We start from the raw sequence: 25,605 nt of genomic DNA, 5'->3' as shown, positions 1-25,605 counted from the left end.
AACCCCCGGAACGGGTGAACGGCCACGGCGGAGTGAATCGCACACGGCCCGACGGCCGTCCGCTCCGGTGACCACGGGCCCGTTGACGCCCAGTCGAATTCCTGGACGAGAAAACGCCCTTCGAGGGCCGTGACGGCCCCCTGACGGGCGTCGTTTCCCGATCACTCGTCCGATCCGGCGTCAACGAGGAGGTCTGGTGCATCACCGGCAAAACAGTCAGACGAACACCGGCCCAGCGGGGGAAACACTCGAACAAGGGGGCCCGGCGGCCCCCGAGGAGGCATCGCAGTCCGAGCAACTGCTGTTCGGCGGCCCGCTCCGGCACGACCAGGGCTGGAACAAGCACGAGAACGTCCACCTGGGGATGTCCCTGTGGGCGATGGCGCTGCGGCTGCCGCGCCTGATCGGCTCCACGGTCCGCCTGGCGTGGCGGGCGGACCGGCGCGCGCTGCGGACGGTGGCGGCCGCGGAGCTCGCCGGCGGTCTCAGCCAGGCGATCGGTCTGGTCGCCATCAATCATGTCCTGGCCGCCGTTCTCGCCGCCGGGCCCACCGGTCAACGGCTGCACGCCGCGATCCCCTCGCTGCTGGTGGTCGCGGTCACCGGGATCGTCGGCGCGGTGGCGACGTCGGCGTCCACATCGGGTACGGGCCGGCTGGAGCCCAAGGTCGAGCGGGTCGCGACGGAGATGTACCTGGAGCGGGTGATCCGCGTCGAGCTGGCGGCGATCGAGGACGAGGAGTTCCACCGCCTGCTGGACTCGGCCCAGTACGGGGCCGCCGCCGCACGCCGCATGATCAAGTACTGCACGGCCGTCGTCGGCGCTCTGATCGCCTTCACGGCGGCCGCCGGCGTGCTGACCGTGCTGCACCCGGTGCTGCTGCCGCTGCTGGCCCTGACGACCGTGCCGCGGTCCTGGGCCTCGCTGCGCAACGCCCGGGCCCGGTACGCCTCGTTCCAGCGCTGGGTGCAGCACTCCCGGGCCGGCCGGCTGCTGAGCAGCATGCTGATCCAGACCGACCCCGCGCCCGAGGTCCGGGTGCACGGTGTGGGGCCGTTCCTGCTGGAGCACTTCCGGAAGATGTCGGAGAGTTCGGAGGCCGAGCAGACCCGGCTCGCCCGCGGCGCTGCCCGCACCAGGCTCATCGCCGCCGCGCTGACCGGCGCCGCCGCGCTCGCGACCTACCTCGCCCTGGGCGGCCTGCTGCTGAACGGGGTGATGGAGCTGTCGGTCGCGGGCACCGCCGTGCTGGCCACACGCAGCGGCTCGGCGAGCCTGTCCACGCTGATTCTGCAGGTCAACAGCCTGTACGAAGAGGCCTGTTACGTGCAGGACCTGGAACGCCTGTGTCATGAGGCGGGCGAGCGGGCCATTCCCGTCGGCGGGCTGCCCGTGCCGGAGCAGCCGGCGGAGATCCGTTTCGAGAACGTCTCCTTCACCTATCCGGGCGGCGGTGACACCGCTCGGCCCGCCCTGGACGACGTCAGTCTCAGCATTCCGGGCGGCAAGGTCGTCGCGCTGGTCGGGGAGAACGGGTCGGGCAAGAGCACGCTGGTCAAGCTGCTCGCCGGTCTCTACCTGCCCGGCTCCGGCCGTATCAGCTGGGACGGGCTCGACGCGCGCGAACTCGACCGGGCCGAGATGTTCTCCCGGTTCGCCATGGTCAGCCAGGACTTCCAGCGGTGGCCGTTCACCTGCCGCATGAACGTCGCCATCGGGCGCACCGACCGGCCGGTGTGCGAAGAGCGGTTGGCGACGGCGGCCCGGTACGCGGGGGCGGACGAGGTGGTCGACGGCCTGCCGCGAGGCTGGGACACCCTGCTCACCCGCGGTTACCAGGGCGGCCACCAGCTCTCCGGCGGGCAGTGGCAGCGGCTGGGCATCGCCCGCGCGCGGTACCGGGACGGCCGGATCCTCATCGTCGACGAGCCCACCTCCGCCCTGGACGCCAGGGCGGAGCTGAAGGTCTTCGAGCAGATCCGCCGGCTCGCCGAGGGCGGCCAGACGGTCCTGCTCATCACGCACCGCCTGGCCTCCGTCCGCCAGGCCGACGTCATCCACGTCCTGGAACACGGCCGGCTCCGCGAGAGCGGAACGTTCGAGGAGCTGATGCACCACTCCTCGGCGGGCGTCTTCCGCGACCTCTATCAGCTGCAGCGTGACCAGTTCACGGCGGACGGCCCGGCGCTGCCCGGCAGCCGCCGCTTCCCCGAGCACGCCGAGGCGACCCGGGCCGGCTGACGACGGGGGCGGCCGGCGGGAGGGGTGGCACCGGGCCCGGTGCCACCCCTCCGCACTCTGCGCCACCCCAATCGGGGGATACTCCCCACTTTCTGGTACGGTCACATCAAGTGGGGAGTGATCCCCGTTTGAGTCCCGCGGCACCTCACCGCACGGAGAAGGGAACGCCCGTGTCCGCACCCACGCTCAAGGAACTGACTCCGCCCGGAACGGACTTCGACACCGACCCGCACCCGCTGTACGACAGCCTCCGCGAACAGGGGCCCGTCCACCGGATCCTCACCCCCGACGCCCGCGAGGCCTGGCTGGTGGTCGGTCACGAGGAGGCCCGGGCCGTGCTGGCCGACCCCCGGATGAGCCACGACATACGCAACTCGCCCGGCTGGGACAGCGACGGCGGTCACAGCATCGGGGTGAACATGCTGCAGGCCGACCCGCCGGACCACACGCGCCTGCGCCGGCTGGTCGTCAAGGAGTTCACCGCCCAGCGCGTCGAGGCCCTGCGCCCTGGCATCCAGCGGATCGCCGACCGGCTGCTCGACGACATGCTCCCCCTCGGCCGCGCCGACCTCGTCGAGGCCTTCGCGCTCCCTCTCCCCCTGACCGTCATCTGTGAGCTGCTCGGGGTTCCGGCCGCCGACCGGGACGGCTTCCGCGCGTGGTCGAACGAGATGATCCTGCCCACGAACGCGGAGACCGCCGGCGCGGCCGTCCAGGCCATGACCGGCTGTCTCGCCGACCTCATCGAGAGCAAGCGCCGCCGCCCGGGGGACGACCTCCTCAGCGCCCTGGCCCGCGCCGCCGACGACGGCGACCGGCTGTCCCCCGACGAGCTGTCGGGCATGGCGTTCGTCCTGCTCGTCGCCGGCCACGAGACCACCGTCAATCTCATCTCCAGCGGCGTCCACTCCCTGCTGCGCCACCCCGGCCAGCTCGCCGGCCTGCGGGCCGACCCGTCGCTGCTGGACGGCGCGGTCGAGGAGATCCTGCGCCACGACTGCCCGGTGGAAAGGGCCGCGTACCGCTTCACCACCGAGCCCGTCGAGATCGGCGGCACCACCGTCCCCGCAGGGCAGGCCGTGATCGTCGTCCTCGCGGCGGCGGCCCACGATCCACGGCGCTTCGCCGAGCCCGGCCGCTTCGACATCCGCCGCGACGCGCGCGGCCATCTCGCCTTCGGCCACGGCATCCACCACTGCCTCGGCGCCTCCCTCGCCCGGATGGAAGCGGCCATCGCCCTGGAGACCCTCCTGCGGCGCTGCCCCGACCTGGCGTTCGACTGCGACCCCGGCGAACTCACCTGGCGGCCGAGCCTCATGCTGCGCGGCGTACACGCCTTGCCGGTGAGGTACACGGCAACGGGACATTGATGGGCTATTTTGCGGAAGTATGACGGTTTCCCGGCGCACCCTGCTGACCACCGGAGCCACGGGCGCCATGTGGCCGGCCGGTCCGGCGGCAGCGGCCGGGGCGCATCGGACCGCCGTCGCCGGACGCCCCGGATCCGCCGCCCGGGTGCGTACCGGCTTCGAGCGGCTCGCCGCCGACGGCTACCGGCTGCTGGCGGGGCAGCGGGTGGGCGTCATCACCAACCAGAGCGGCATCACCGCCGACGCGCGGGGCGTCGTCGACGTCATGCACGCCGACCAGCGCGTACGGCTGACCGCCGTCTTCGGCGCCGAGCACGGCTACCGGGGCACCCCGCAGGCGGGGCTCTCCGAGGGCGACTACACCGATCCGGCGACCGGTCTGCCGGTCCTCGACACCTACCGCAAGAGCGGGCAGCGCCTGGCCGAGGTGTTCACCAGGGCCGGCGTCGACACGCTCGTCTACGACAGCCAGGACGCCGGCGCCCGCTTCTACACCTGCATCTGGACGCTCTACGACTGCATGGTGGCGGCCGCCCTGGCCGGGAAGCGCTTCGTCGTGCTCGACCGGCCGAACCCGGTGTCCGGGCGCGAGGCCTACGGGCCCGTGCTCGACCCGCGGTACGCCACCTTCGTGGGGCGGGCGCCGATCGCCCAGGCACACGGCATGACCGTCGCCGAGCTGGCACTGCTCTACAACGGTGAATTCCTGCCGGCCGCGGCCGGACGGGCGGTGGAGCTGAGCGTGGTGGAGATGACGGGCTGGCGGCGCGCCGACTTCTTCGACTCCACAGGGCTCCCGTGGGTGCCGCCCAGCCCCAACATGGCCACGCCCGACACGGCGCTCGTCTACGCGGGCACGGGACTGTTCGAGGGCACCAACATGTCGGAGGGGCGCGGCACGGTCCGGCCCTTCGAGATGCTCGGCGCCGAGGGCCTCGACGGCCGCTGGGCCAGGGAGGCCAACGCCGCCGGGCTGCCGGGGGTGCACTTCCGGGAGGCCTATTACGTGCCGACCTTCGGCGCATTCCAGGGCAGGACCGTGGGTGGCGTGCACCTGCACGTCCACGACCGTGCCGCGTACGACCCGGTGCGCACGGCCGTCGCGCTGCTGGTGACCGCGAAGCGGACGTGGAGCGGCTTCGCCTGGCGCCCGGACCGTTTCATCGACAAGCTGTCCGGATCGGACCGGCTCCGCACCATGATCGACGCGGGGGCGGACACCGATGCGGTGACCGGCGCCTGGCAGGAGGAGCTCACCGCGTTCCGGACCGTCCGCAGGAAGTACCTGCGCTACCGGTGAGCCGCGGTCAGCAGTCCAGGGGGTAGGGAACCTGGTCGGTGACCGGGCCCTTGTTGCGGCAGACCTGGTAGCCCTGGCTCTGCAGGTCGCTGATGATGCCCGGCAGCGCGTCGGGGAAGTTGCTGAACAGGTGTCCGAGGACGACGCCGTTGTGCTTCTCGTCCGGCGTGGCGTCCCGGACGCTCGCCCGGATGTCCTCCACGCTCCTGGGCCTGCCGTCGGTCTTCTCCCAGTCGTGGGTGTCGATCGTCCAGTTGCAGATCCGGTACCCCAGCTCGGCCGCGACGTCCCGCTCCCGCTCGTCGGCGGCTCCGTACGGCGGGCGCAGCATGTTGCCGCCCGCTCCCAGCCTGATCTCGTCGGTGAGGACGTCGTCGTCCAGGGCGGTCAGCTTGCGGTGGGTGTAGGAGTGGTTGCCCACCCAGTGGCCCTGCTGCCTGAGCGTGGTGGTGATCTGCGGGTACTGGGCGGCGAACTTGCCGATGAGGAAGAACGCCGCGCGGACCCCCTGGGCCTGCAGCTGCGCGCCGACGCGCACCGAGCGCTCCGGGTCGTTGTACGGCCAGTCGTCCAGCGTCAGCAGCACCCGTCCGGAGGTGTTGCCGCACCGCTCGCGGTCGTAGACCCCCTCCGCCTCGGGAGTACGGGGTCTGGTGGCCGCGCCCGCGCCGTCGCCGTCGTGCGGCACCTCGTCGGTGCCACCCCCGGCCTTGCCCGCGGGTCCGTCGACCCGTTTGCCGACGGCCCTGCCCTGGCAGCCCAGGCTGTTCGCGGGATCCCCCGGGGGCCCGCATTCCGCCGGGTCGTCGTTCACCGCGTTCGCCATGAACGCCGAGCAGGCCAGCAACACGGAGACGGTCAGGGCCGTCTTCAGCGGAGCCCGTCGGCGGCGCCGGTGACGTCCGCAGCCACGCCGGAGGACTTCACGGTATCCGGACATACGACTCCTCACGGGTGACGGACCGCCACCAGCGCGCGGCCCGGCACCTCACCCCGGCGGCGGCGCCGGTTCGATGATCTTGACACTTACCCTCAGGGCATGTGCCCGTCCCCGCAACCGCGCGCAGCGCCGCCGTTCGCCCGCCCGGGTGGCCCGGCGGGGGCCGCGAACACCCCTTCCGGGGCCTCAGTGCTGGGGTGCCGGGATGTAGGCCAGTCCGTGGGCACCCGCTTCGCCCGCCCGGTCGACGGGGAGGATGGCGAGCACGTCCATGCGCTCCAGGTCGACCACCGTCACCGTGCTGGAGACGACGTTCGACACGTAACCCACTTTGCCGTCAGGCGAAGAGGTGATCGTCAGGGGGAACCGCCCGACGTCCACCTGGCCCACCGGTTCGAGGGTCTCGGGGGCGAAAACGGTCAGGACGCCGTCGGTGTGCGCGCCGAGCGCGCCGGCCGGGCCCCGGGCCATCCGCAGCTCTCCGGCGAGTACGGCGCCGGTCGTCGTGGTGTGCACGGGGAAGACCACGCCTGCGGTCGGCAGGATCCGTACGACCTCGCCCGTGGCGACCTCGATCACGTGCAGGCCCGGCCGCGCGGCGGGGGCGGCGCGGAAGTCGCCCTTGGGGGCGGCGACGTAGACGTACCGGCCGTCGCGCGAGACGTCCAGCCCTTCGCTGCCGGGCACGTCGATCCGGCCGGCGAACTCCTCGCGTTCGAGGTCGACGACGGATACGAAGGGCGCTTCCTTGTTGGTGGAGAAGCCCCGGCGCCCGTCCGGGGTGATGGCGAACCAGTGCGGGCCGCCGGCCATGACCGGAATCCTGCCGATCCGCTCCCTGGTCCTCGCGTCGTGGACGACCACGCCGCCCGGCTCGGTCGCGGTGGCCTCGACGCTGACGTACAGCCGGGCGCGGGCGCGGTCCAGGGCGAGGCCGTGGGGGGCGTGGTCGGGTGTGGTGTCGAGGGTGTCCACGACGGTGCGGGTGTCGGGGTCGATGACGCTGACCTGCCGGGCCCGGCCCCGGTGCGCATGGTAGTAGCCAAAGACGTAGGTGCTGGCGCAGTACAGCAGGCGGCGGTCCGGGTCGAAGCACAACTCGTGCGGCTCGGCGGGGACTTCGAGGACGCCCAGTCGCTCGTAGGTGGCGGCGTCGAAGAAGGTGACGGTCGGGCCGCTCTGGCTGACGACCGCCAGTACGTCGCCCGCCGGGGAGCCTGCGCCGGGGGCGGAGGGGTTCGTACCGACGGAGTTGGTCTCGGTGGAGTTCATGACCGGCATCCTCGGCGCGCCCACCGGTGGACTCCAGTGCAACGTCGTCAACGCTGGCTTGCGGCCCGCGCATTCGCCCTGGTGGCAAGGGAGGGGCCCCGCCGGGCTGTGACCGGCGGCACATGCCTGGCCGCCGCCCGGTCCTGCCCGGACGCGGGGTCACCGTCGGCCGGCCGCCTCGTCGGGGAACACCCGTGTGACGATCCGGCCGTCGGCCGTCGCATAGCCGTGCAGCATTCCTTCGCTGCTGTGCGGGGCGGCGTAGGTGCCCTGTGCGTCGAGTGCGATCACTCCGCCCGTGCCGCCCAGCTTCGGCAGCCGTCCCATTACGACCTCGTGGGCCGCCGCGGCCACGTCCATTCCGCCGAACTCCACCAGGTGGGAGATGGTCGCGGTCGCGGCGCCCCGGATGAAGACCTCGCCCTGGCCCGTCGCGCTCACGGCGACGTTGCCGTCCTTCGCGTAGGTTCCGGCGCCCACGACGGGCGAGTCGCCGACGCGGCCCGCCATCTTGTTGGTCGTGCCTCCGGTCGAGGTGGCGGCGGCGAGACCGCGGCGGCCGTCGAGGGCGACCGCGCCGACCGTGCCGGTCATGCTCCCGTCCCGGGCCGCCGCCGTGGTGCGCGGGTTCTTGGCCTTCATGAGTTCGTCCCACCGCTTCTGTGTCCAGAAGTAGTCCTGTGTGACGGGCGTGAGTCCGCTGCGCGCGGCGAAGGCGTCGGCCGCCTCGCCGGCTAGCATCACGTGTCTGGTCCTCTCCATCACCAGGCGGGCGGCCGAGACGGGGTTGCGCACGTGGCGCACGCCGGCGACCGCGCCGGCCGCCAGGTCCGAACCCCGCATGATCGACGCGTCGAGTTCATGGCCGGCGTCCTCGGTGAACACCGCGCCCCGGCCCGCGTTGAACAGCGGGTCGTCCTCAAGGACGCGGACGGCCGCCTCGACGGCGGCCACGCTGTCGCCGCCCCCGCGCAGGATCTTCTGCCCCGCCCGCAGCGCGTCGGCGAGCCCGTCGCGGTAGGCCTTCTCCGTTCGGGCGTCGGTGTCCTGGCGGCGCAGCGCGGTTCCCGCGCCGCCGTGCACGGCGAGGACGACGTGCCGGGCCTCGGTGTGGGGTGTGCCGCCGCGGCCGGCCGCCGCGGCGGGTTCCGCAGGCCCGCCGGTGCGGAACGGCAGGGCCGGCAGCACCGCGGCGGCGGTCACGAGCAGGGCGAGTGCAGGGGCGGTCCACGGTCTCGGTCGCGGGCGCATGGCTTCCTCTCGATCGGTGTGACGGGTCCGCTAAGACCTTGGGCACCGCGCCCGTCGGGTGTCCACACGGCATTCACGCCACACCCCGCACCGCCGCCGTCCCGTACCGGCGGGGCGGTCGTGCTCACAGCGCCGCCAGCCACCGTGCGTCCAGGACGCCCTCGGCGGCGATGGCGGTCGCACCGGTCAGGAGTGTCGGCGCGTTCGTGCCCAGAGTGACCGACAGCGGCCCCGAGGGGCTCTCCACGTCCGTGGTGCCCTGGCGGCGGCCGGCCGTGTGCTGGACGACGGCGGCCGCCGCGCACACGGTGGTGCCGCAGGAGGGCGGCCGGCCGACGCGGGGCCGGTGGACGCGGACGCGCAGCCTGCCGGAGGGCAGGACGTTGACGAACGACAGGGTCACGTCCGGAACCATGACGCCGGTGGTCCCGGGGAAGGCGTGCAGGTCCAGGCGCGGCTCGTGGGTCAGGTCCAGGCCCGGGACGGGCAGTTCGGTCGGGCACACCAGGTGCAGGCCGCCCAGTGACACGGTCGTCCCCTCGAAGGTGTGCCCGTCCAGCGTCACCGCCGACGGGCCGAGGACGCGCGCGGGCGGCAGCTCCACCGTCGTCCGGCCGCCGGCGTCGACCGTGGCGCGCGCGTCACCGGCGCGTGTGCCGAGCCATATCCGCCCCGGCCGGGCCAGGTCCGCCGCGGTGAGGTAGCGGGCCACGAGCCCCAGGCCGGGGCCGCAAGTGAGGGCGGGGAAGCCGTCGGGGTCGCGGACGTCCGCGAACCAGTCGCCGCGCGGCCTGCCGGGCAGGCGGCCGCGCCTGGTGCGTACCAGGCGCAGCAGGGCGTCGCCGCCCAGCCCGCCGTGCGGATCGCACAGCGCGCGAACAGCGGCCTCGCTCAGGCAGAGGCGGTCGTCGGGGTCGAGCAGGAGGAGGAAGCCGTCACCGCAGCAGTGGCCCTTGGCATACCGCGGCCCGGGCTCAACGCAGGGCCGGGGCATGCGGGTTCCGGCTCCGGGCGATCGCTTCGAGCTGGCGAGCCATCGGCCACCTTTCGGGGTACGGGGACGGCGCGGCGGGCCCGTGGCCGCCTGCGCGGAATCCTCGGCCCGCCGGACGGCACCGCGCAACGCGTTCCGGGTTGCTCGCGGGCAGATTGCCGGTCGGCTTCCGGCCGGCGGCCCGGAACCTCCGGAAAACCACCGGTCTCCTGCCGCTCCCTTTTCGGGGCGGAGTTCACTGAGCGCCAGTAACTGCCGCGAAGTAGGCCAAGAGGCACTGTCAGGGGCATCTTGACTGAGGGAGCGAGGGTCATACCCTGGGGATCAGCCGTGTTCGGCCGAGGGGGAATCGAAGGTGGTTGACGGGGGCCAGGGGCTTTCGTTCGGCCCGCTGCTGCGTCGCTGCCGGCTTGCGGCCGGTATGACCCAGACGGAGCTGGCCGGCGCGTCGGGGCTGAGTGTGCGCGCCATCAGCGACATGGAGCGGGGCCGCACCGGCCGTCCGCAGCGCAGGTCAGTGGAGTTGCTCGCCGGGGCGCTCGCCCCGGCAGAGGAGGCCGCCCGGGGGCTCGTCGGGGCGGCCAGGGCCGACCGTCTCGCGCCGGAGCACCTGTCTGCGGGCGGCTTCGCTCCTCCCTGTGAGCTGCCGCCCGACATCCCCGACTTCACCGCCCGTGAGCACGCCCTGCGGCGCCTGGGCGGTGTGCTGTCCGCGGCCGGCCGCCGGCCCGCCGGGGCGTCGCCGCCCGGGCACCGGCTGACGCTGATCACCGGCCAGCCGGGGGCGGGCAAGACGGCTCTGGCCGTGCGCGCCGCCCACCTGTCGCGCTCCCGCTTCCCGGACGGCCAGATCTACGTCGACCTGGCTCCGGCCGGGCACCCCGCGCACCGGCCCGACGACGTGGTGCGCAGAATCCTGCGGTCACTCGGGGCCGCGGACGCCGGCACCGGTTCGCTGGAGGACGCCGGCGCCCGGCTGCGTGCGGTGCTGGCGCGCAGGCGGGTGCTCATCGTCCTCGACGACGCCGTCTCGGAGGGGCAGGTGCGCTGTGCGCGTCCGGCGGTCGGCGAGTCCGCCGTCATCGCGACCTGCCGCCGCCGGCTCTCCGCCCTGACGGACGCCGAGTGCGTCGAGGCCCGCGCCTTCAGCCCGCGGGAGTCGCTGGCCTTTCTGGCGAGGATGCTCGGGGAGGACCGTATGCGCGCGGAACGCTCCGACGCCGCCCGGGTCGCGGAGCTGTGCGGCCATCTGCCGCTGGCTCTCCGGGTGATCGGCTGCCGGCTGCTCGCGCGTCCGCACTGGACGATGCGGACCCTGGTGGAGGAGGTGCTCGACGACCCGCGGACCCGGCTGCGGGAGCTGGGCTCGGGCGATCTGACGGTACGGGCCGCCCTGGCGGCGGCGTTCGGCGTGCTGGACGAGCAGGCGCGGTCCGCGCTGCGGACGCTGGCGGCGGAGCGGGAGGCGGGCTTCAGCCCGCGCAGTGCGGCGGTGACGCTCGGGTGCAGCGTGGCCCGCGCGCACCGGATCATCGGCCATCTCATGGACGGCCATCTCGTGGAGGTCCTGGAGGGGCCCCGGTCGGGGGATCCGCGCTGCGTCGTTCCGCCGGTGGTGCGCCTCTTCGCCACCGAGGGCGCGGAGCCCGCCGTCGCCGTGCCCGCTCAGCGGGTGGTGTAGCCGCCGTTGATGAAGAGCGTCTGCCCGTTGAGCCACCATCCGTCGGTGAGCAGGAACTTCACGTAGGGCACGATGTCCTCGATCTTGGTGAGTTCGCCGTTCATCGCCGAGGACTTGTGGTAGGCGATCGAGTCGTCGGTCTCGGCGGGGTAGAAGAAGCCGGTGTCCATGGGGCCGGGGGCGATGTTGTTGACCGAGATCTCGCGGCCGAACAGCTCCTTCGACAGGGCACGGGTGAAGTGCTCGACGGGCGCCTTGCTGCCCGCGTAGACGGAGTACAGGCCGGTGTAGGCGGCGAGCAGCGAGGTCACGATGGTGATGATCTTCCCGCCGTCCTCCAGGCGCCTGGCCGCCTCCTGCATCATGAAGTACGCCGCCTTGGAGTTGACGGCGAACATCTTGTCGTACTCGTCCTCGGTGACCTGGGTCATCGGCTTCTTGATCACCATGCCGGCCGTGTTCACCATGCAGTCGACCTTGCCGAAGGCCCCGACCGCGACCTCGAAGAGCCCCTCGACCTCGGAGACCTTCGTCAGGTCCGCCTCGTGGACGATCGCCTCGCCGCCCGCGGCCACGACCGCGTCGGCCGTGCGCTGCGCCCCCTCCTTCGAGGAGGGGCTGTTGTAGTGGACGACGACCTTGGCCCCGTCCGCGGCGACCTCCCTCGCGATGAGGCTGCCGAGATTTCTCGACGCGCCCCCGATGACGACGACCTTGTCCTTGAGCGTTCGGGTGGGCATACGCCTCTCCTCGGGGGACGACTGCGGAAACCATGCCCACTTTATTTCGGTATGTCCGCATGCGCATGCGATACCGCCGGGACCGTCAGGGCGTCAGAGCGTCAGAGCGTCAAATGTCATTAGGCTAGCCTTACCTTATGACTTTGTCGCACGTGGACACCGAGGCGGAAGCCGTCGATGACCAGGCCCTTCCGAGACCGTCGACCTGTCGGCGGACCCTCCTGGCCGCCTCCGCCTCCCTGCTGCTGGCCGTCCTCGTGCTCGCCGCCGTCTCCCTGTCCGTCGGCGCGGGAGAGGTCGGGCCCGGTGACGTCCTTGACTACCTCCTGGGGCTCGACGGCGCTCGCGACAACTCCCGCCTGTCCCTGGTCGTGGGGGACCTGCGCATCCCCCGCACCCTCACCGCGCTGCTCGTCGGCGCGGCGCTCGGCACCTCCGGCAGCCTGCTCCAGGCCGTCACCCGCAATCCCCTCGCCGAGACGGGCCTGCTGGGCGTCAACGCGGGCGCCTCGCTCGGCGTCGTCACCGGCATCGCCTTCCTCGGGGTGCAGAGCGGCCTCGGGCACCTGCTGTGGGCCTTCGGGGGCGCCGTCGTCGCCAGCGCGCTCGTCCTGCTCATCGCGGGGCGCCGCGGCGGCGGTTCACCGATGCGGCTGGTCCTGGCCGGCTCCGCGCTGGGCGCCACCTTCGGCGGCGTCACCAGCGTCATCATCGTCAACTCCGCCGAGACCTACGACCGGTTCCGCTTCTGGGTGCTGGGCTCGCTCGCGGGAGTGGAGGGCTACGACAAGCTGACCGGCCTGCTCCCCGTGCTCGCCGTGGGCTTCGTCGTGGCCCTGCTCGTCGCCCGCCCGCTGTCCGCGCTGGCGCTCGGCGACGATCTGGCCCGCGGGCTGGGCCACCGGCCCTCCACCATCCGTGTGGTCGTCGCGGTGGCGGTCACCCTGCTCACCGCCTCCGCCGTCGCCCTGGTCGGTCCCGTCTCCTTCCTGGGCCTGCTCGCCGGATTCCTCGCCCGGGCCGTGACCGGCCCCCGGCTCACCGCGCAGATCGCCCTCGCCGGGCTCATCGGCGCGGGCGTCCTGACCGGCGCCGACATCCTGGCCAGAGTCGTCTCCCGCCCCTTCGAGGCCCCCGTCTCCGTGATCATCGCTCTCATCGGCGCCCCCGTCCTCATCGGCATCGTCCGTTCCAGGCGGCTGGGTGCGATGGGCATGACGGACCCCGCCACGGAGGAGAGCGCACAGCCGAAGCGGCGATTCGCCGTCAGGCTGCCGCTGAAGCCCGGGCAGGACGCCGACAGCCTGGTCCTGCGGCGCGGCGCCCTCTCCCTGCTGCTGCCGCGCAGGGCCGCGCTCGCCGCGCTCGCCCTCGCCGCACTCCTCGTCGCCACCGTCGTCTGCTCCGCGTACGCGGGACAGAGCGAGATGAGCCTCGCCCGCACCTTCGACGCCGTCTTCGGCACCGGCGACCGCTTCGACGTGCTGCTGGTGCAGAAGTTCCGCCTCGGCCGCATCGTCGCGGGCCTCGCCGCCGGCGCCGCCCTCGGGCTCGCGGGCTGCCTCACCCAGACCCTCGCCCGCAACCGCCTCGCCACGCCCGAACTGCTGGGCGTCAACGACGGCGCCACCGCCGCCGTCCTGCTGTCCACGACCCTCACCGGCACCTTCGGCGCCTGGTGGGCGGGCCCGCTCGGCGCGCTCGCGGCCGTACTCGTCGTCACCACCGTCTCCGGCGGCCTCGGACAACGCGGCTACCGCGTCCTGGTCGTAGGCCTGGCCATGTCCGCGCTCGCCTCGGCCGTCACCCAGGTCGTGCTCTCGCGCCGCTCCCTGAACTCGGCGAGCTCCCTGTACGTATGGACCTCCGGCAGCCTCAACGGGCGCGGCTACTCGGTGGCCGTCCCCGTCCTCCTCGGCCTGGCCGTACTGGTACCGCTCGCGCTCGTCGTCGCCCGGCAGCTCAACGTGCTGCGCTTCGACGACTCCACGGCGTCGTCGCTCGGCGTCGCCCCGGGCCGCGTGCGGCTGATCTGCCTGCTGCTCGCGGTGGGCCTGGCCGGGCTCGCGGTCGGCGTCTGCGGGCCGGTGGGCTTCGTGGCGCTCGCCTCGCCGGTCATCGCGGGGCGGCTCGCGGGGCCGCTGCGGGTGCCGGTGCTGGGGTCGATGCTCGTGGGGGCCGTGCTCATCGTCCTCGCGGACACGGTGGGGCGCGTCGTCCTGGACGGGGTGGAAGTGCCGGTGGGCATCGTGACGACCGTTCTTGGCGGACCGTTCCTGCTGTGGGTGCTGCTGGGGCGGTCGGCGGCCGCGCGGGTGTAGTCCGTCACCGGGGCTCCGCCCCGGACCCCGGTCCTCAAACACCGGACGGGCTGAAGTTCAAACAGCACCGCCGGCCCGACGTGTCACTGAAAGGAAGCCGTGGAAACGCAGAGTCCGATACTGAACGAGCTCGCCGAGGCCGTACGGGCCGGCGAGTCCGACGCCGTCGAAGCCTTCTGGGCGCGGGCGGCAGCCACCGGCACGCCCCTCGTCGAACCCGACGCGAACGGCGACCCCGCCCACCGGCTCGTCACCTTCCTCTGGCGCGACGACCCGGCGGCCCCCGCCACCGACGTCCTCGCCCTCCTCCACACCGTCACCGACAAGGACCGCCACGCCCGCGACCTCTCCCCGCACCTGATGCACAAGGTGCCCGGCACGGATGTGTGGGCCATCAGCCACCGGCTGCGCGCCGACCACCGGGCGTCGTACCAGTTCGCCGTGCAGCGCGGCCCCCGCGAGGAGACGCTGCGCACGGACCGCGAGGCCTGGCTGGGCGTCCTGGACACCGCGCTGCACGATCCCCTGGCAGCGGGCCCGCTGCTGGCGGCTCGCGACGGGCGCAACCCCTCGTCCGTGATGGAGCTCCCCGACGCCCCCGCGCAGGAGTGGGCGGCCTGCCGGGAGTCCGTACCGCGCGGCGAGCGGATCGACGCGGAGGCCGGCGGCCGGCGGGTGGGCGTCCACCTGCCCGCCGGGCACCGCGCCGACGCGGGCCCGTACGCCGTCGCCGTGCTGCTGGACGGCGAGGTGTGGGGGCCGGTCCTGGACTTCGGCGCCACCATGGACAACCTCCACGCCGACGGCCGCATCCCCGCGACCGTGACGCTCATGGTCGAGACGATGGGCCGCGACCGGCGGATGGCCGACCTCAGCTGCAGCGAGGAGTTCGTGGACTGGCTGGCCGACGTGCTGCTGCCGTGGGCCGCACGGCAGTACGGCACGACGGACGCCCCGGAGCGTACGGTCGTGGCGGGGCAGAGCGCGGGTGGGCTGACTGCGGCCTTCGCCGCGTTCCGCAGGCCCGAGCGGTTCGGTAACGCCCTGTCCCAGTCGGGCTCCTTCTGGTGGCCGGACGGGACCGAGTTCGACGACGGCAGCGAGTGGCTGACCCGGCAGTACGCGACGCGCGAGCGGCTGCCGGTCCGCTTCCACCTGGAGGTGGGCCTGCAGGAGTGGATGCTGCTCCCGCAGAACCGGCACCTGCGCAATGTGCTGGAGGCGCGCGGCTATGACGTGGCCTACCACGAGTTCAACGGCGGGCACGACTACGCCTGCTGGCGCGGCGGGCTCGCCGTCGGACTCGTCGGGCTGCTGTCAGGCCGTGACTGAGGCGTCCTCGGGCTCCTCCTCGAAGGGCGGCGGGGCGGGGGCCTCCTTGGGCAGTCGGAGCGCGAAGAGCGTGCCGAGCGCCACCAGGCCGGCGGTGGTGAGGATCGCCGTCCGGTAGGGGCCCGGCGCGGCGTCGCCGTGCGGGCCGGACCCGCCCCCGGCGGCGATCACCGCGGCGACGGCCGCGATGCCGAGCGCTCCGCCGAGGGTGCGCACGATCGTGAACAGCCCCATCGCCTGGCCCATGGCCGGAGGCGGGACGTCCGCGAACCCGGCGATCTGGACGGTCAGTACGGCCGTGCCCAGCACCAGCCCGACGCAGAACATCAGCGCCCGTACCGCCCAGGCGTTCTCCGCCACGCCGGGCACGGCGAGAGCCGCGAAGACCGCCGTGGCCAGCACCAGCGCGGGCACGGCCAGCAGCCGCGGACCCAGCCTCGGCAGCAGCCGGTCGACCGCCTGGGACGCCAGCATCAGCCCGAGCGCCTCGGGGAAGACGCTGAGCCCCGCGTCCAGGGCGGAGGCCCCGAGAACCGCCTGGCAGAGCAGCGGGAACGCGAAGAGGACGCCCATCAGCCCGGCCGAGGTGACCAGGGCGAGCACGGCAGCGGACGCGAAGACGCGGTCACCGAGCAGCTTCAGCTCCAGCAGCGGCGTGGTGGCCCGCAGGAGGTGGCCGACGGCCGCAGCGAGGAGGGCGAGTCCCAGCGCACCGCTCACCGCGATGGCCGGTGACGTCCAGCCGTGCGAGGGGCCGAAGCCCAGCGCGTAGGTGAGCAGCCCGAGGGCGGGGGTGGCGAGCAGGAAGCCCACGAGGTCGAAGGGGCCTTCGGCACCCTCGGCCTGTTCGTGGATGCCCACGGCGCCGAGCAGGACGGCGGCCGCGCCGATCGGCACGTTGACGAAGAACAGCCAGTGCCAGGAGAGGTGCCCGGTGAGGAAGCCGCCGAGCGGCGGGCCCAGCGCGGGCATCAGTGCCGTCGGCACGATGAGCACCCTCGACAGCTTCACCCGCTCGTGCGGCGGGAACGTGCGGAAGAGCAAGGTCATGCCGACGGGCGTGAGCAGCCCACCCGCGACGCCCTGCACGACGCGTGCCAGGACCAGCTCCGGCAGGCCCCCGGCGAGCCCGCAGGCGGCGGACGCGGCGGTGAAGACGGCGAGCGCGGCAAGGAAGACCCGCTTGGTGCCGAAGCGGTCGCCGAGCCGGCCCGCGACGGGCAGGGCGACGGCGAGCGCCACGAGGAAGGCGACCTCGACGGTGTTGGCGGCCGAGACCGGCTCGCCGAAGTCCCGGGCGATGGTGAGCAGCGCCGGGTTGACGATGGTGGAGTCGAGCCCGTTCATGCACATCGCCGCCGTGTACACGATCACGACGGCGATGCGCGGGTTGATCCCTCTCACCGGGCCGCCGGGGTCAGGTCGGTCCAGTGCCCGGTGATCCAGTCGAGGGCCTCCTGCCGGGCGCACGGCCCGTGGGCGGTGGTCCAGCCCTGGGGCACGGCGGCGAAGCCCGGCCAGAGGCTGTGCTGACCCTCGGAGTTGACGAGTACCAGGAAAGAGGCGTACTCCCCGTCGTCGTCGAAGGGGTTGGCGGGTACGTCGCTCATGGGGTCAGTTCTCCAGTTTCCGCAGGTGGTCGGCGATGACGCTCGCGATGTGCGCGATCGGCCCGGGCAGGGTCATGTCCTTGTGCGAGCAGGCGACGTCCGTGTTGTCGATCCGGCCTGTCACATAGGGGGTCCAGGTCTCGGGGGTGAGCGTGTCGTCGATGGTCTCGACGGTGGCCCGGAAGAAGAGCACGTCGCCGTCGAAGACGCGGTGGTCGAAGGCGCGCACCAGGTGGTTGGTGTTGAGGTAGGTGCGGTTGAGGGCCTCGATGGTGGCGTCGTCCAGGCTGGCCAGCGGGGAGCCCTCGCGGCGCAGCACCTCGGTGACGCGGGCGAGTTCGAAGGGCTTGCCCTCCAGGGAGTCCGGTCCGTAGCCGCCCATGGCGAGCAGGGCTTCGAGGGCCTCGGCCTGGTCGGGTACGGGCAGTTCGCGGAATCCCTCGGCGGGGTAGGCGTCGAGGATGGCCAGCGTCTCCACCTGGGCGCCGAGGTCCTGCAGGCGGGTGGCCATGGCGTGGGCGATGATGCCGCCGGTGGACCAGCCCATCAGCCGGTACGGGCCCTCGGGCTGGACCTCGCGCAGCCGGTCGGCGTAGTGCGCGGCCAGCTCCTCCAGGGTCCGTGGCAGGGGTTCGGCGGCGGTGGCCGGGCCGACGCCCTGGGCCTGGAGGCCGTAGATCGGGACGTCGGCGGGCAGGTGGCGGATCAGTCCGGCGTAGCACCAGCTGAGGCCGCCCGCGGGGTGGACGCAGTACAGCGGCGCCTTGTCCCCTTCGGCTGCCGGGCGCAGCGGCAGCAGCACGTCCAGGGCGTCGGTGCTCATCGTCGCGTCCAGCGCCGCGTCGAGGGCGGCGACGGTCGGGGCCTGGAAGACGGTGCCGATGCCGACCTCCGCGCCGAGCGCGTCCTTGACGCGGCCGGCGAGGCGCACGGCGAGGAGGGAGTGGCCGCCGAGGTCGAAGAAGTTGTCGTCGACGCCGACGCGGGGCAGGCCCAGGACGTCCGCGAAGATCGCGCAGAGCTGTTCCTCGCGGGGGCCGCGCGGGGCGCGTCCCGCGGTGACGGCGGCGGTGAGGCCGGGGGCGGGCAGGGCCTTGCGGTCGAGCTTGCCGTTGGCGGTCAGCGGCAGCCGGTCCAGGAGGACGACGGCCGACGGGACCATGTGGAGGGGCAGTTCGGTGCGGGTGTGCTCGCGCAGGAGTGCCGGGCTGGTCTCGCGGGCGGGCACGGCGTAGGCGACGAGGCGCTTGTCGCCGGGGGTGTCCTCGCGGACGACGACGGCCGCGTCGGCGACATCGGGGTGGTCGGCCAGTACGGCCTCGATCTCGCCGGGTTCGATGCGGAAGCCGCGGATCTTCACCTGGTGGTCGGCGCGCCCGAAGTACTCCAGGGTGCCGTCGGGGCGGCGGCGGGCGAGGTCGCCGGAGCGGTACATCCGGCTGCCGCGCTCGCTGAAAAGGTGCGCGAAGGGGTCGGCGACGAAGCGCTCGGCGGTCAGGGCGTGGCGGCCGAGGTAGCCGCGGGCCAGGCCCTCGCCCGCGACGTACATCTCGCCGGTGACGCCGGGCGGCACGGGCTGGAGGTACGGGTCCAGGACGTAGACGCGCAGGTCGGGGATGTTGACGCCGATGGTGCTGGAGGTGCCGGCGGCGGCGCTCGTGCGGTCGAGGGCGATGTAGGAGACGTGGACCGTGGTCTCGGTGATGCCGTACATGTTGACGAGGGCCGGCGCGTCGTCCGCATGGCGGGCGTACCAGTCGTCCAGGCGGCCCAGTTCCAGCGCTTCTCCGCCGAAGACGACGTAGCGCAGGGCCAGTTCGCTGCCGGGGTGCTCCTTGTCCGCGGCCATGAGCTGGTAGAAGGCGGACGGCGTCTGGTTGAGGACGGTCACCCGCTCGCCGGCGAGCAGGCCGAGGAAGGCCGCGGGGTCGCGGCTGACGAGGTGCGGTACGACCACGAGCCGGCCGCCGTGGAGCAGGGCGCCCCACAGCTCCCAGACCGAGAAGTCGAAGGCGTAGGAGTGGAAGAGGGTCCAGACGTCCTCCTCGTCGAAGCCGAACCAGTGGTCGGTGGCGGAGAAGAGGCGGGCGACGTTGTGGTGGGTGACGGGGACGCCCTTGGGGCGGCCGGTGGAGCCCGACGTGTAGATGACGTAGGCGACGTCGCCGGGGCGCACGGGCCGGGTGCGCTCCCGCTCGGTGAGGTCCGTGGGCCCGTACGCCTCGGCCTGTGTGCCGTCGACCAGGATGACGGGCAGGTCGTGGGCGGGGATGCGGCCGGTGGTCGCGCTGTCGGTGACGACGGCCGCGGGGGCGGCGTCCTGCAGCATGTACGCGAGGCGGTCGGCCGGGTAGTCCGGGTCGAGGGGGAGGTAGGCGGCGCCGGACTTGGCGACGGCCAGCAGGCCGGTGACGAGTTCGAGCGAGCGGGGCAGGGCGAGGGCGACGATGGCGCCGGGCCCGATGCCGCGCCCTGCGAGCAGCCGGGCCAGGCGGTTGGCCCGGGCCGACAGTTCGGCGTAGGTGAGGGACGCTCCCTCGCAGGTCACGGCCGTACGGTCGGGGTGGCGGCGGGCGGCGTCCTCGTACAGCTCGACGAGGGTCTGCCGGGACGGCGCGGGGTTGGCCGTGCCGGCGTTCCAGTCGGCCAGGCAGCGCTGCAGCTCCTCGGCGTCGAGGAGGGGCAGCCGGCCGATGGGGGTGTCGGGGTCGGCGGCGGCCGCGGTGAGCAGCCGGGCGAGGTGGGTGGAGAGACGTTTCGCCGTGCCGGCGTCGAAGAGGTCCGTGCGGAATTCGAGGAAGCCGGATATGCCGCCGCCGTGCTGCTCGCCGGCGTTGAGGGTGAGGTCGAACTTGGCGGTGCCGGAGGGAACGGCGTCCATGCGCGCGGCCAGGCCCGGGCCCATCGCGAACTCGGCGTCCGGCAGGGACTGCCAGGCGAGCATCACCTGGAAGAGGGGGTGCCGGGCGAGCGAGCGGGGCGGGTTGAGCTCCTCGACGAGCCGGTCGAAGGGAACGTCGGCGTGTTCGTAGGCGGCGAGCGCGGTGGCGCGGACGCGGCCGAGGAGGGTGCGGAAGGTGGGGGCGCCGGCCGTGTCGGTGCGCAGGACGAGGGTGTTGACGAAGAAGCCGACGAGGTCGGCCGTCGTGTCGTCGTCACGCCCGGCGACGGGGGTGCCGAGCGGAATGTCGGTGCCGCAGCCGTAGCGGGTGAGCAGCGCGGCGAGACCGGCCTGGACGGCCATGAAGACGCTGGTGCCGGTGGTGCGGGCGAGCCGTTCGAGGGCGGCGTGGGCGGCCGGGTCGAGATGGAAGGGGACGGTGTCGCCTTCGTACGACGCGACGGCCGGGCGCGGCCGGTCGGTGGGCAGTTCGAGCTGGTCGGGGAGGCCGGCGAGGGCCTGCTTCCAGTGGTCGAGCTGGCGGGCGGCGAGGGCGGTGGGCTCGTCGGCCGTGCCCAGGAGCCGCTGCTGCCGGACGGTGTGGTCGGTGTACTGGACGGGCCGGTACGGAAGGTCGGGGCTGCGGCCGGCGGCGCGGGCGGTGTAGGCCGTGGCCAGGTCACGGGCGAGGGGGGTGGTGGAGGCGCCGTCCCCGGCGATGTGGTGCAGGAGCAGGAGCAGGGTGTGGCGCTCCGATCCGTTCGCGGTGAACAGCGTGGCTCGCAGCGGGGGTTCGGTGGCGAGGTCGAAGCAGTGGCGGACGGCATCGGTGAGGTCGGCCGTCGCGGGCGCGGTGCGCAGGCGCGGGCTTGCCTCTTCGGCGGTGAGGATCCGCTGGTAGGGCTCGTTGTCAGTGGCCGGATATACCGTTCTGAGGGTCTCGTGGGCGTGCACGAGGTCGTTCAGGGCGAGCTGCAGCGCGTCGTGGTCGAGCGGTCCGGTCAGCTTCAGGACGAGGGGGATGTTGTAGGTGGGGCTGAGTCCTTCGAGGCGGTACATGAACCACAGCCGCTTCTGCGCCGGGGAGAGCGGCATGCGGTCCGTGCGGGGTACGGGCACCAGCGCGGGCCGGTCCTCGGCCTCGGCTTCCGGTGTCTCGCGCAGGAGTGCGGCGAGGGCGGCGGGGGTGGGGTTGCGGAAGACGTCGGCGAGGCTGACGGGCGCGCCGAAGGTCTCGCGGATCCGGGCGGCGATACGGCCCGCGGTCAGCGAGTGGCCGCCCAGGTCGAAGAGACCGGCCTGCGGGGCGGGGGCGGTGTCCAGGCCGAGTATGTCGGCGAAGAGGCCGCAGATGATCTCTTCGTGCGGGGTGCGGGGGCCGCTGTGGCCGGTGGCGGCGCCCACGGCGGCCGCCGGTTCCGGGTCGGGCAGGGCCCGGATGTCGAGCTTGTCGTTGGCGGTGCGGGGCAGGGCGTCGAGGAGGAGGAGCGCGCTGGGCACCATATGACCGGGCAGCCGTTCGGCGAGGTGGGAGCGCAGCGCCCCGGGGTCGGGGGTGGCGTTCGCGGCGGGCACGACGTAGCCGAGCAGCCGCTTGCCGGTGGCGGTGTCGCGGGCGATGACGGCGGCCTGGGCCACGGCCGGGTGCTCGGCCAGGGCGGCCTGGATCTCACCGAGTTCGACGCGGAAGCCGCGGATCTTGACCTGGTCGTCCGCGCGGCCGAGGAATTCGAGCGTGCCGTCGGGGCGGCGGCGCACGAGGTCGCCTGTGCGGTACATGCGGGCGCCGCTCTCGCCGTGCAGGGCGCCGAAGGGGTCGGCGGTGAAGCGTTCGGCGGTGAGGTCGGGGCGGCCCAGGTAGCCGGCGGCGAGGCAGGCGCCGGCGATGTACAGCTCGCCGGTGACGCCGGGGGCCGTCGGGCGCAGGCAGGTGTCGAGGACGTACGCCCGTGAGCCGCGCACGGGGCGGCCGACGGGGGCTGCGTCCCGCGTGCTGCCGGGCAGCCAGTAGTAGGCGTCGACGGTGGTCTCGGTGGGCCCGTAGAGGTTGATGGGGTGCACGCCGTCGGTCCCGGCCAGGCGCCGCCACAGCGGATCGGGCACGCTCTCGCCGCCGACGACGACGAGGGCGGGGCGGTGCCGGCCGTCGTCGAGGAGGCCCTCGGCGACGAGTGCTTCGACGTAGGAGGGGGTGGCGTCAAGGTAGTCGATGCGCTGTTCGTCGACGTAGGCGGTCAGCGCCGCCGGGTCACGGTAGGCGGTGTCGTCCAGGAGGTGCAGCTCATGACCGTGGACCATCCAGATCAGCGGGTCCCAGGAGGCGTCGAAGGCGAAGGAGGCGCTGTGCGCGATCCTCAGCCGGTCCCGTCCGGTGCGCTCCACGGCGGGAGCGATGTGATCGCTGCCGTGCCCGGCGTGCAGGTTGGCGAGGGAGGCGTGGGTGACGAGGACGCCCTTGGGTGTGCCGGTGGAACCGGAGGTGTGGATGACGTAGGCGGGCTGACGGAGGGTGGGGGCGGCGGGAGCCGTGCCGGGCCGGGCGTCGGTCCGGGCCCGGGTGGCCGGGTCGTCGAGCAGCAGGAGCGGGATGCCGTGCTCGGGCAGAGCGCGTGCGGTGCCGGTGGTGGCGACGACGCAGCCGGGCCGGGTGTCGTCGAGGACGGCGGTGATGCGCTGTTCGGGGTGGCCGAGGTCGAGCGGCTGGCAGACGCCGCCCGCCTTGAGCACGGCGAGCAGGGCGACGACGGTGTCCGCGCTGCGGGGCAGCGCCAGTGCGACGGCGCTGTGTGCCCGCACGCCCGAGGCCTGCAGTTCGTGGGCGAGGCGGTTGGCGGCGCTCTCCAGCTCGGCGAAGGTGAGGGTGGTGCCACCGCTGCGGATCGCGACCGCGTGGGGGGTGCGGGCGGCCTGCTCGGCGAAGAGCTCGGGCAGGGTCCGGGCGGGGGCGGGCTCGGTGCGGCCCGCGGTGGCGCGGCGGATCTCGGCCGCGTCCAGCAGGTCGATGGTGCCGACGGGGCGCTGGGGGTCGTCCAGGAGCAGCTCCGTGAGCCCGTCGAGGTAGCGGCGCAAGCCGTGTTCGTGGCCGGCGAGCGCGGCGGCGTCGTAGCGGGCGGGGTTGGCGTCCAGGCCGAGCCGGACGGCGCCGTCGGGCGCCGGGGTGACGGCCACGGCGAGGTCGTCGACCGGCCCCGCGGCGAGGTTGCGCACCACGCCGGGCAGTCCGCCGAACTCCAGGTCGCCCTCGAATGCCTTGATGTTCACCATCGGCCCGAAGAGGGGCTGTCCGGCGGCGGTGAGGCTGAGGTCGCGGCGCAGGTCCTCCTGCCGGTAGCGCTGGTGGCGGCGGACGGCGCGCACTTCGAGGACGACGCGGCGCAGGAGTTCGGCGCCGGTGTCCTGGGGCTGTACGGCGATGCGCAGCGGCATGACGTTGACCGTCATGGCGGGGGTGCGCAGCGCGGCGGGGCCGCGGCGGTTCATCAGCGGCAGGCCCAGCACGATGTCCTGGGCGCCGGTCGTGCGGTGCAGATAGCCGGCGGTGGCGGCGATGAGGAGTTCGGCCCAGGTGGCCTTGGCGGCGCGGGCGGCCGACTCCAGGCGGGTCAGGGAGCCGGCGGGCAGTTCGGTGGTGCGGCGCAGGACGGCGCCGGCGGAGGCGGCGGAGGCGGCGGGGCCGCCGGAGAGGGAGACGGGCTCGGGCCGGTCGGCGAACCGGGCGCGCCAGAAGTCGCGGTCGGCGGCGTGGCGTTCGCCGGCGGTGTACTCGGCCTCGTCGTCGGCCAGCTCCCGCAGCGTGCCGAAGGGGTTCGGGGAGGGGGCGGCGCCGGTGGTGAGCGCGGTGTAGACCTCGGCGGCCCGGCGCCCGATGAGGGTGAGGGCGTAGGCGTCGACGGCGAAGTGGTGGACGCGCTGGTACCACCAGTAGCGGTCGTCGGCGAGGCGGATGAGGGCCTGGGTGACGAGCGGGCCCTCGGTGAGATCGACGGGCCGGGCGAGGTCGGTCCGCATCCAGGCCCCGGCCTCCTCGTCGGGCCGGTCCGTCCCGCGCAGGTCGAGGCGGTGCAGCGGCCAGTCGGGCGCGGCCGCGACGCGCTGCGCGGGCGGGTCCACCGCCGTGGCGAGCAGGGACAGCGTCTCCGCCTCCCGGACGGTCTGCCGCAGTGCTCGCTCGAACAGTCCCTCGTCCAAGGGGCCGTTGATCTCCACGCAGTCACCGGTGTTGTAGACCGGGCTGTCCGGGGCGAGAGCCTGGGCGTACAGAATTCCGGACTGCGCCGCGAGGAGGGGCAGTTCGGCAGGTGGGGGTACCTCCCAGCGGTAGCTGGGGGAGGTCTCGGCCTGGTGGTGACGCATGCTGTGGGGACTCCCGGTATATGGCAAACGTTCCTTGTCACACCGGACCCCCCGGTGCGTCAGCTTAGGTAAGCCTAAGCTATTTTTTGATCGCTTGTGAGAGCAGTTCCCGCAGGGCACGAGCAGCACGAAACAGCACAGACACAGGAGCCGGACATGACCGTGGCCGAAGGCCTCAAATCCGCCATACGCGAGCGCGTTTCAGCCTGCCGCGAGGAGCTCCTGTCGCTCAGCCGGCGCATCCACGAGCACCCCGAGACCGCCTTCGCGGAGCACCGGGCCGCCGCCTGGTGCGCCGAGACCCTGCGCGGCCACGGCTTCACGGTCACCGCCCCGGCGTACGGCCTGCAGACGGCGTTCTCGGCGAGCGCCGGGGCCGGACCGGTCACCGTCGCCATCGCCTGCGAGTACGACGCCCTTCCCGGGCTCGGCCATGCCTGCGGCCACAATCTGATAGCCGCCGCCGGCGTGGGCGCGGCCCTCGCCCTCGCCCCGTACGCGGACGAACTCGGCCTGACCGTGCGCGTCCTGGGCACCCCGGCCGAGGAGCGCGGGGCGGGAAAGGCGCTGCTGCTGGAGGCCGGGGCCTTCGAGGGGGTGGATGCGGCGATGATGGTGCACCCCTGCCCGTTCGAGGTCGCCGAGTTCCGCTCCTTCGCGCTCGGCACCCTCTCGGTCGCCTACCGGGGCCGCTCCGCGCACCCCAGCCTCAACCCGCACGAGGGCCGCAACGCCGCCGACGCCCTGACGGTGGCGCAGGTCGCCCTGGGCCTGCTGCGTCAGCAGCTGCCGCCGCACTGGAAGGTGCACGGGGTGACCACGGGCGCGGGCTCGGCCCCCAACGCGATCCCCGACCGGGCCACCGCCGAGTACGAGATCCGCACCTCGGCCGCCGAGGACCTGCATGAGCTGCGCGAGCGCGTGGAGGCCTGCTTCCGTGCCGGAGCGCTCGCGGCCGGCTGCGAGGTGACGCTCACCCGGCCCGAGCCGGACTACCTCGACTTCCGCACCGACCCCGGGCTCATCGCCCTGTGGCAGGCCAACGCCCGGGAACTGGGCCGCCCCGAGCCGCAGCAGCGCGAAGCGTTCGCCTGCACGGACATGGGCAACGTCTCGCACGCCGTGCCGTCGATCCATCCGGTCCTGGACATCACCGGTGGGACCTGCGGTCCGCACGAGCCGGGGTTCGTCCAGGCGGCCGTCTCGCCGGAGGCGGAGCGCGCCATCGTCGACGGTGCGGTGGGCATGGCCTGGACGGCGGCGGACTTCGCGGCGGCCCGCACGTAACCGGGGGCTCGCCCGCGTAACCGGTGGCTCC

The 25,605-nt window shown here is 73.5% G+C and carries 15 protein-coding genes; 7 read left to right on the top strand and 8 right to left on the bottom strand.

Features of this window, described 5'->3' with window-relative positions; genetic code table 11:
• Window positions 1–298 precede the first annotated feature (298 nt).
• The 3 genes from AB0F13_RS13420 (at window position 299) to AB0F13_RS13410 (ending at window position 4,912) form a co-directional block, all read left to right on the top strand.
• The gene (locus tag AB0F13_RS13420; RefSeq protein WP_362080266.1) at window positions 299–2,242 is read left to right on the top strand and encodes an ABC transporter ATP-binding protein; all 1,944 of its coding nucleotides are present in this window, start codon (window positions 299–301) and stop codon (window positions 2,240–2,242) included.
• 170 nt (window positions 2,243–2,412) lie between these two features.
• The gene (locus AB0F13_RS13415) at window positions 2,413–3,612 is read left to right on the top strand and encodes a cytochrome P450 (protein ID WP_362079962.1); all 1,200 of its coding nucleotides are present in this window, start codon (window positions 2,413–2,415) and stop codon (window positions 3,610–3,612) included.
• 19 nt (window positions 3,613–3,631) lie between these two features.
• Complete coding sequence (locus tag AB0F13_RS13410) at window positions 3,632–4,912, top strand: DUF1343 domain-containing protein (protein WP_362079959.1); 1,281 nt, start codon at window positions 3,632–3,634, stop codon at window positions 4,910–4,912.
• Between the two features lie 7 nt (window positions 4,913–4,919).
• Here AB0F13_RS13410 and AB0F13_RS13405 read toward each other — a convergent pair whose 3' ends face one another.
• The 4 genes from AB0F13_RS13405 to AB0F13_RS13390 form a co-directional block, all read right to left on the bottom strand.
• Window positions 4,920–5,852, bottom strand: coding sequence for a polysaccharide deacetylase family protein (locus AB0F13_RS13405; RefSeq protein WP_362079956.1), 933 nt, complete (start codon window positions 5,850–5,852; stop codon window positions 4,920–4,922).
• 186 nt (window positions 5,853–6,038) lie between these two features.
• Window positions 6,039–7,124 (bottom strand): YncE family protein, encoded by a 1,086-nt coding sequence (locus AB0F13_RS13400; protein ID WP_362079953.1) that lies wholly within the window; start codon window positions 7,122–7,124, stop codon window positions 6,039–6,041.
• Window positions 7,125–7,283: 159 nt separating this feature from the next.
• Entirely contained in the window at window positions 7,284–8,375 is a 1,092-nt protein-coding gene (locus tag AB0F13_RS13395) for an isoaspartyl peptidase/L-asparaginase (protein ID WP_362079950.1), read from the bottom strand.
• Window positions 8,376–8,499: 124 nt separating this feature from the next.
• Complete coding sequence (locus AB0F13_RS13390; protein WP_362079947.1) at window positions 8,500–9,369, bottom strand: diaminopimelate epimerase; 870 nt, start codon at window positions 9,367–9,369, stop codon at window positions 8,500–8,502.
• Between the two features lie 355 nt (window positions 9,370–9,724).
• Here AB0F13_RS13390 and AB0F13_RS13385 point away from each other — a divergent pair, with 355 nt between their 5' ends.
• Window positions 9,725–11,050, top strand: coding sequence for an NB-ARC domain-containing protein (locus AB0F13_RS13385; RefSeq protein ID WP_362079944.1), 1,326 nt, complete (start codon window positions 9,725–9,727; stop codon window positions 11,048–11,050).
• Here AB0F13_RS13385 and AB0F13_RS13380 read toward each other — a convergent pair.
• Window positions 11,035–11,790, bottom strand: coding sequence for an SDR family oxidoreductase (locus AB0F13_RS13380; protein WP_362079941.1), 756 nt, complete (start codon window positions 11,788–11,790; stop codon window positions 11,035–11,037). The genes AB0F13_RS13385 and AB0F13_RS13380 overlap by 16 nt on opposite strands.
• 137 nt (window positions 11,791–11,927) lie before the next feature.
• Between AB0F13_RS13380 and fhuB the strand changes: the two genes are divergently transcribed.
• Together fhuB and fes are read left to right on the top strand one after the other, a co-directional pair.
• On the top strand, window positions 11,928–14,111 hold the full coding sequence (fhuB, locus tag AB0F13_RS13375; RefSeq protein ID WP_362079938.1) for a Fe(3+)-hydroxamate ABC transporter permease FhuB: 2,184 nt from the start codon (window positions 11,928–11,930) through the stop codon (window positions 14,109–14,111).
• A gap of 99 nt (window positions 14,112–14,210) precedes the next feature.
• Window positions 14,211–15,443, top strand: coding sequence for an enterochelin esterase (fes, locus tag AB0F13_RS13370; RefSeq protein WP_362079935.1), 1,233 nt, complete (start codon window positions 14,211–14,213; stop codon window positions 15,441–15,443).
• Here the strand turns inward: fes and AB0F13_RS13365 are convergent.
• Genes AB0F13_RS13365 through AB0F13_RS13355 form a run of 3 tightly spaced genes read right to left on the bottom strand, consistent with a single transcriptional unit; the run spans window position 15,429 to window position 24,287 of the window.
• On the bottom strand, window positions 15,429–16,847 hold the full coding sequence (locus tag AB0F13_RS13365) for a DHA2 family efflux MFS transporter permease subunit (protein WP_362079932.1): 1,419 nt from the start codon (window positions 16,845–16,847) through the stop codon (window positions 15,429–15,431). The genes fes and AB0F13_RS13365 overlap by 15 nt on opposite strands.
• Window positions 16,844–17,053: an MbtH family protein gene (locus AB0F13_RS13360; protein ID WP_362079929.1), complete on the bottom strand. Its 210-nt coding sequence runs from the start codon at window positions 17,051–17,053 to the stop codon at window positions 16,844–16,846. Before AB0F13_RS13360 ends, AB0F13_RS13365 begins: the two co-directional genes overlap by 4 nt.
• Window positions 17,054–17,057: 4 nt before the next feature.
• The gene (locus tag AB0F13_RS13355; RefSeq protein WP_362079926.1) at window positions 17,058–24,287 is read right to left on the bottom strand and encodes an amino acid adenylation domain-containing protein; all 7,230 of its coding nucleotides are present in this window, start codon (window positions 24,285–24,287) and stop codon (window positions 17,058–17,060) included.
• Between the two features lie 156 nt (window positions 24,288–24,443).
• Here AB0F13_RS13355 and AB0F13_RS13350 point away from each other — a divergent pair, with 156 nt between their 5' ends.
• Complete coding sequence (locus AB0F13_RS13350) at window positions 24,444–25,574, top strand: M20 family metallopeptidase (protein ID WP_362079924.1); 1,131 nt, start codon at window positions 24,444–24,446, stop codon at window positions 25,572–25,574.
• Window positions 25,575–25,605: the final 31 nt, after the last annotated feature.

Source organism: Streptomyces sp. NPDC026206, from assembly GCF_040638465.1.
GTDB lineage: Bacteria > Actinomycetota > Actinomycetes > Streptomycetales > Streptomycetaceae > Streptomyces.
Note: the sequence above shows the minus strand (reverse complement) of the source record. Positions and strands in the feature narration are given on the sequence as shown.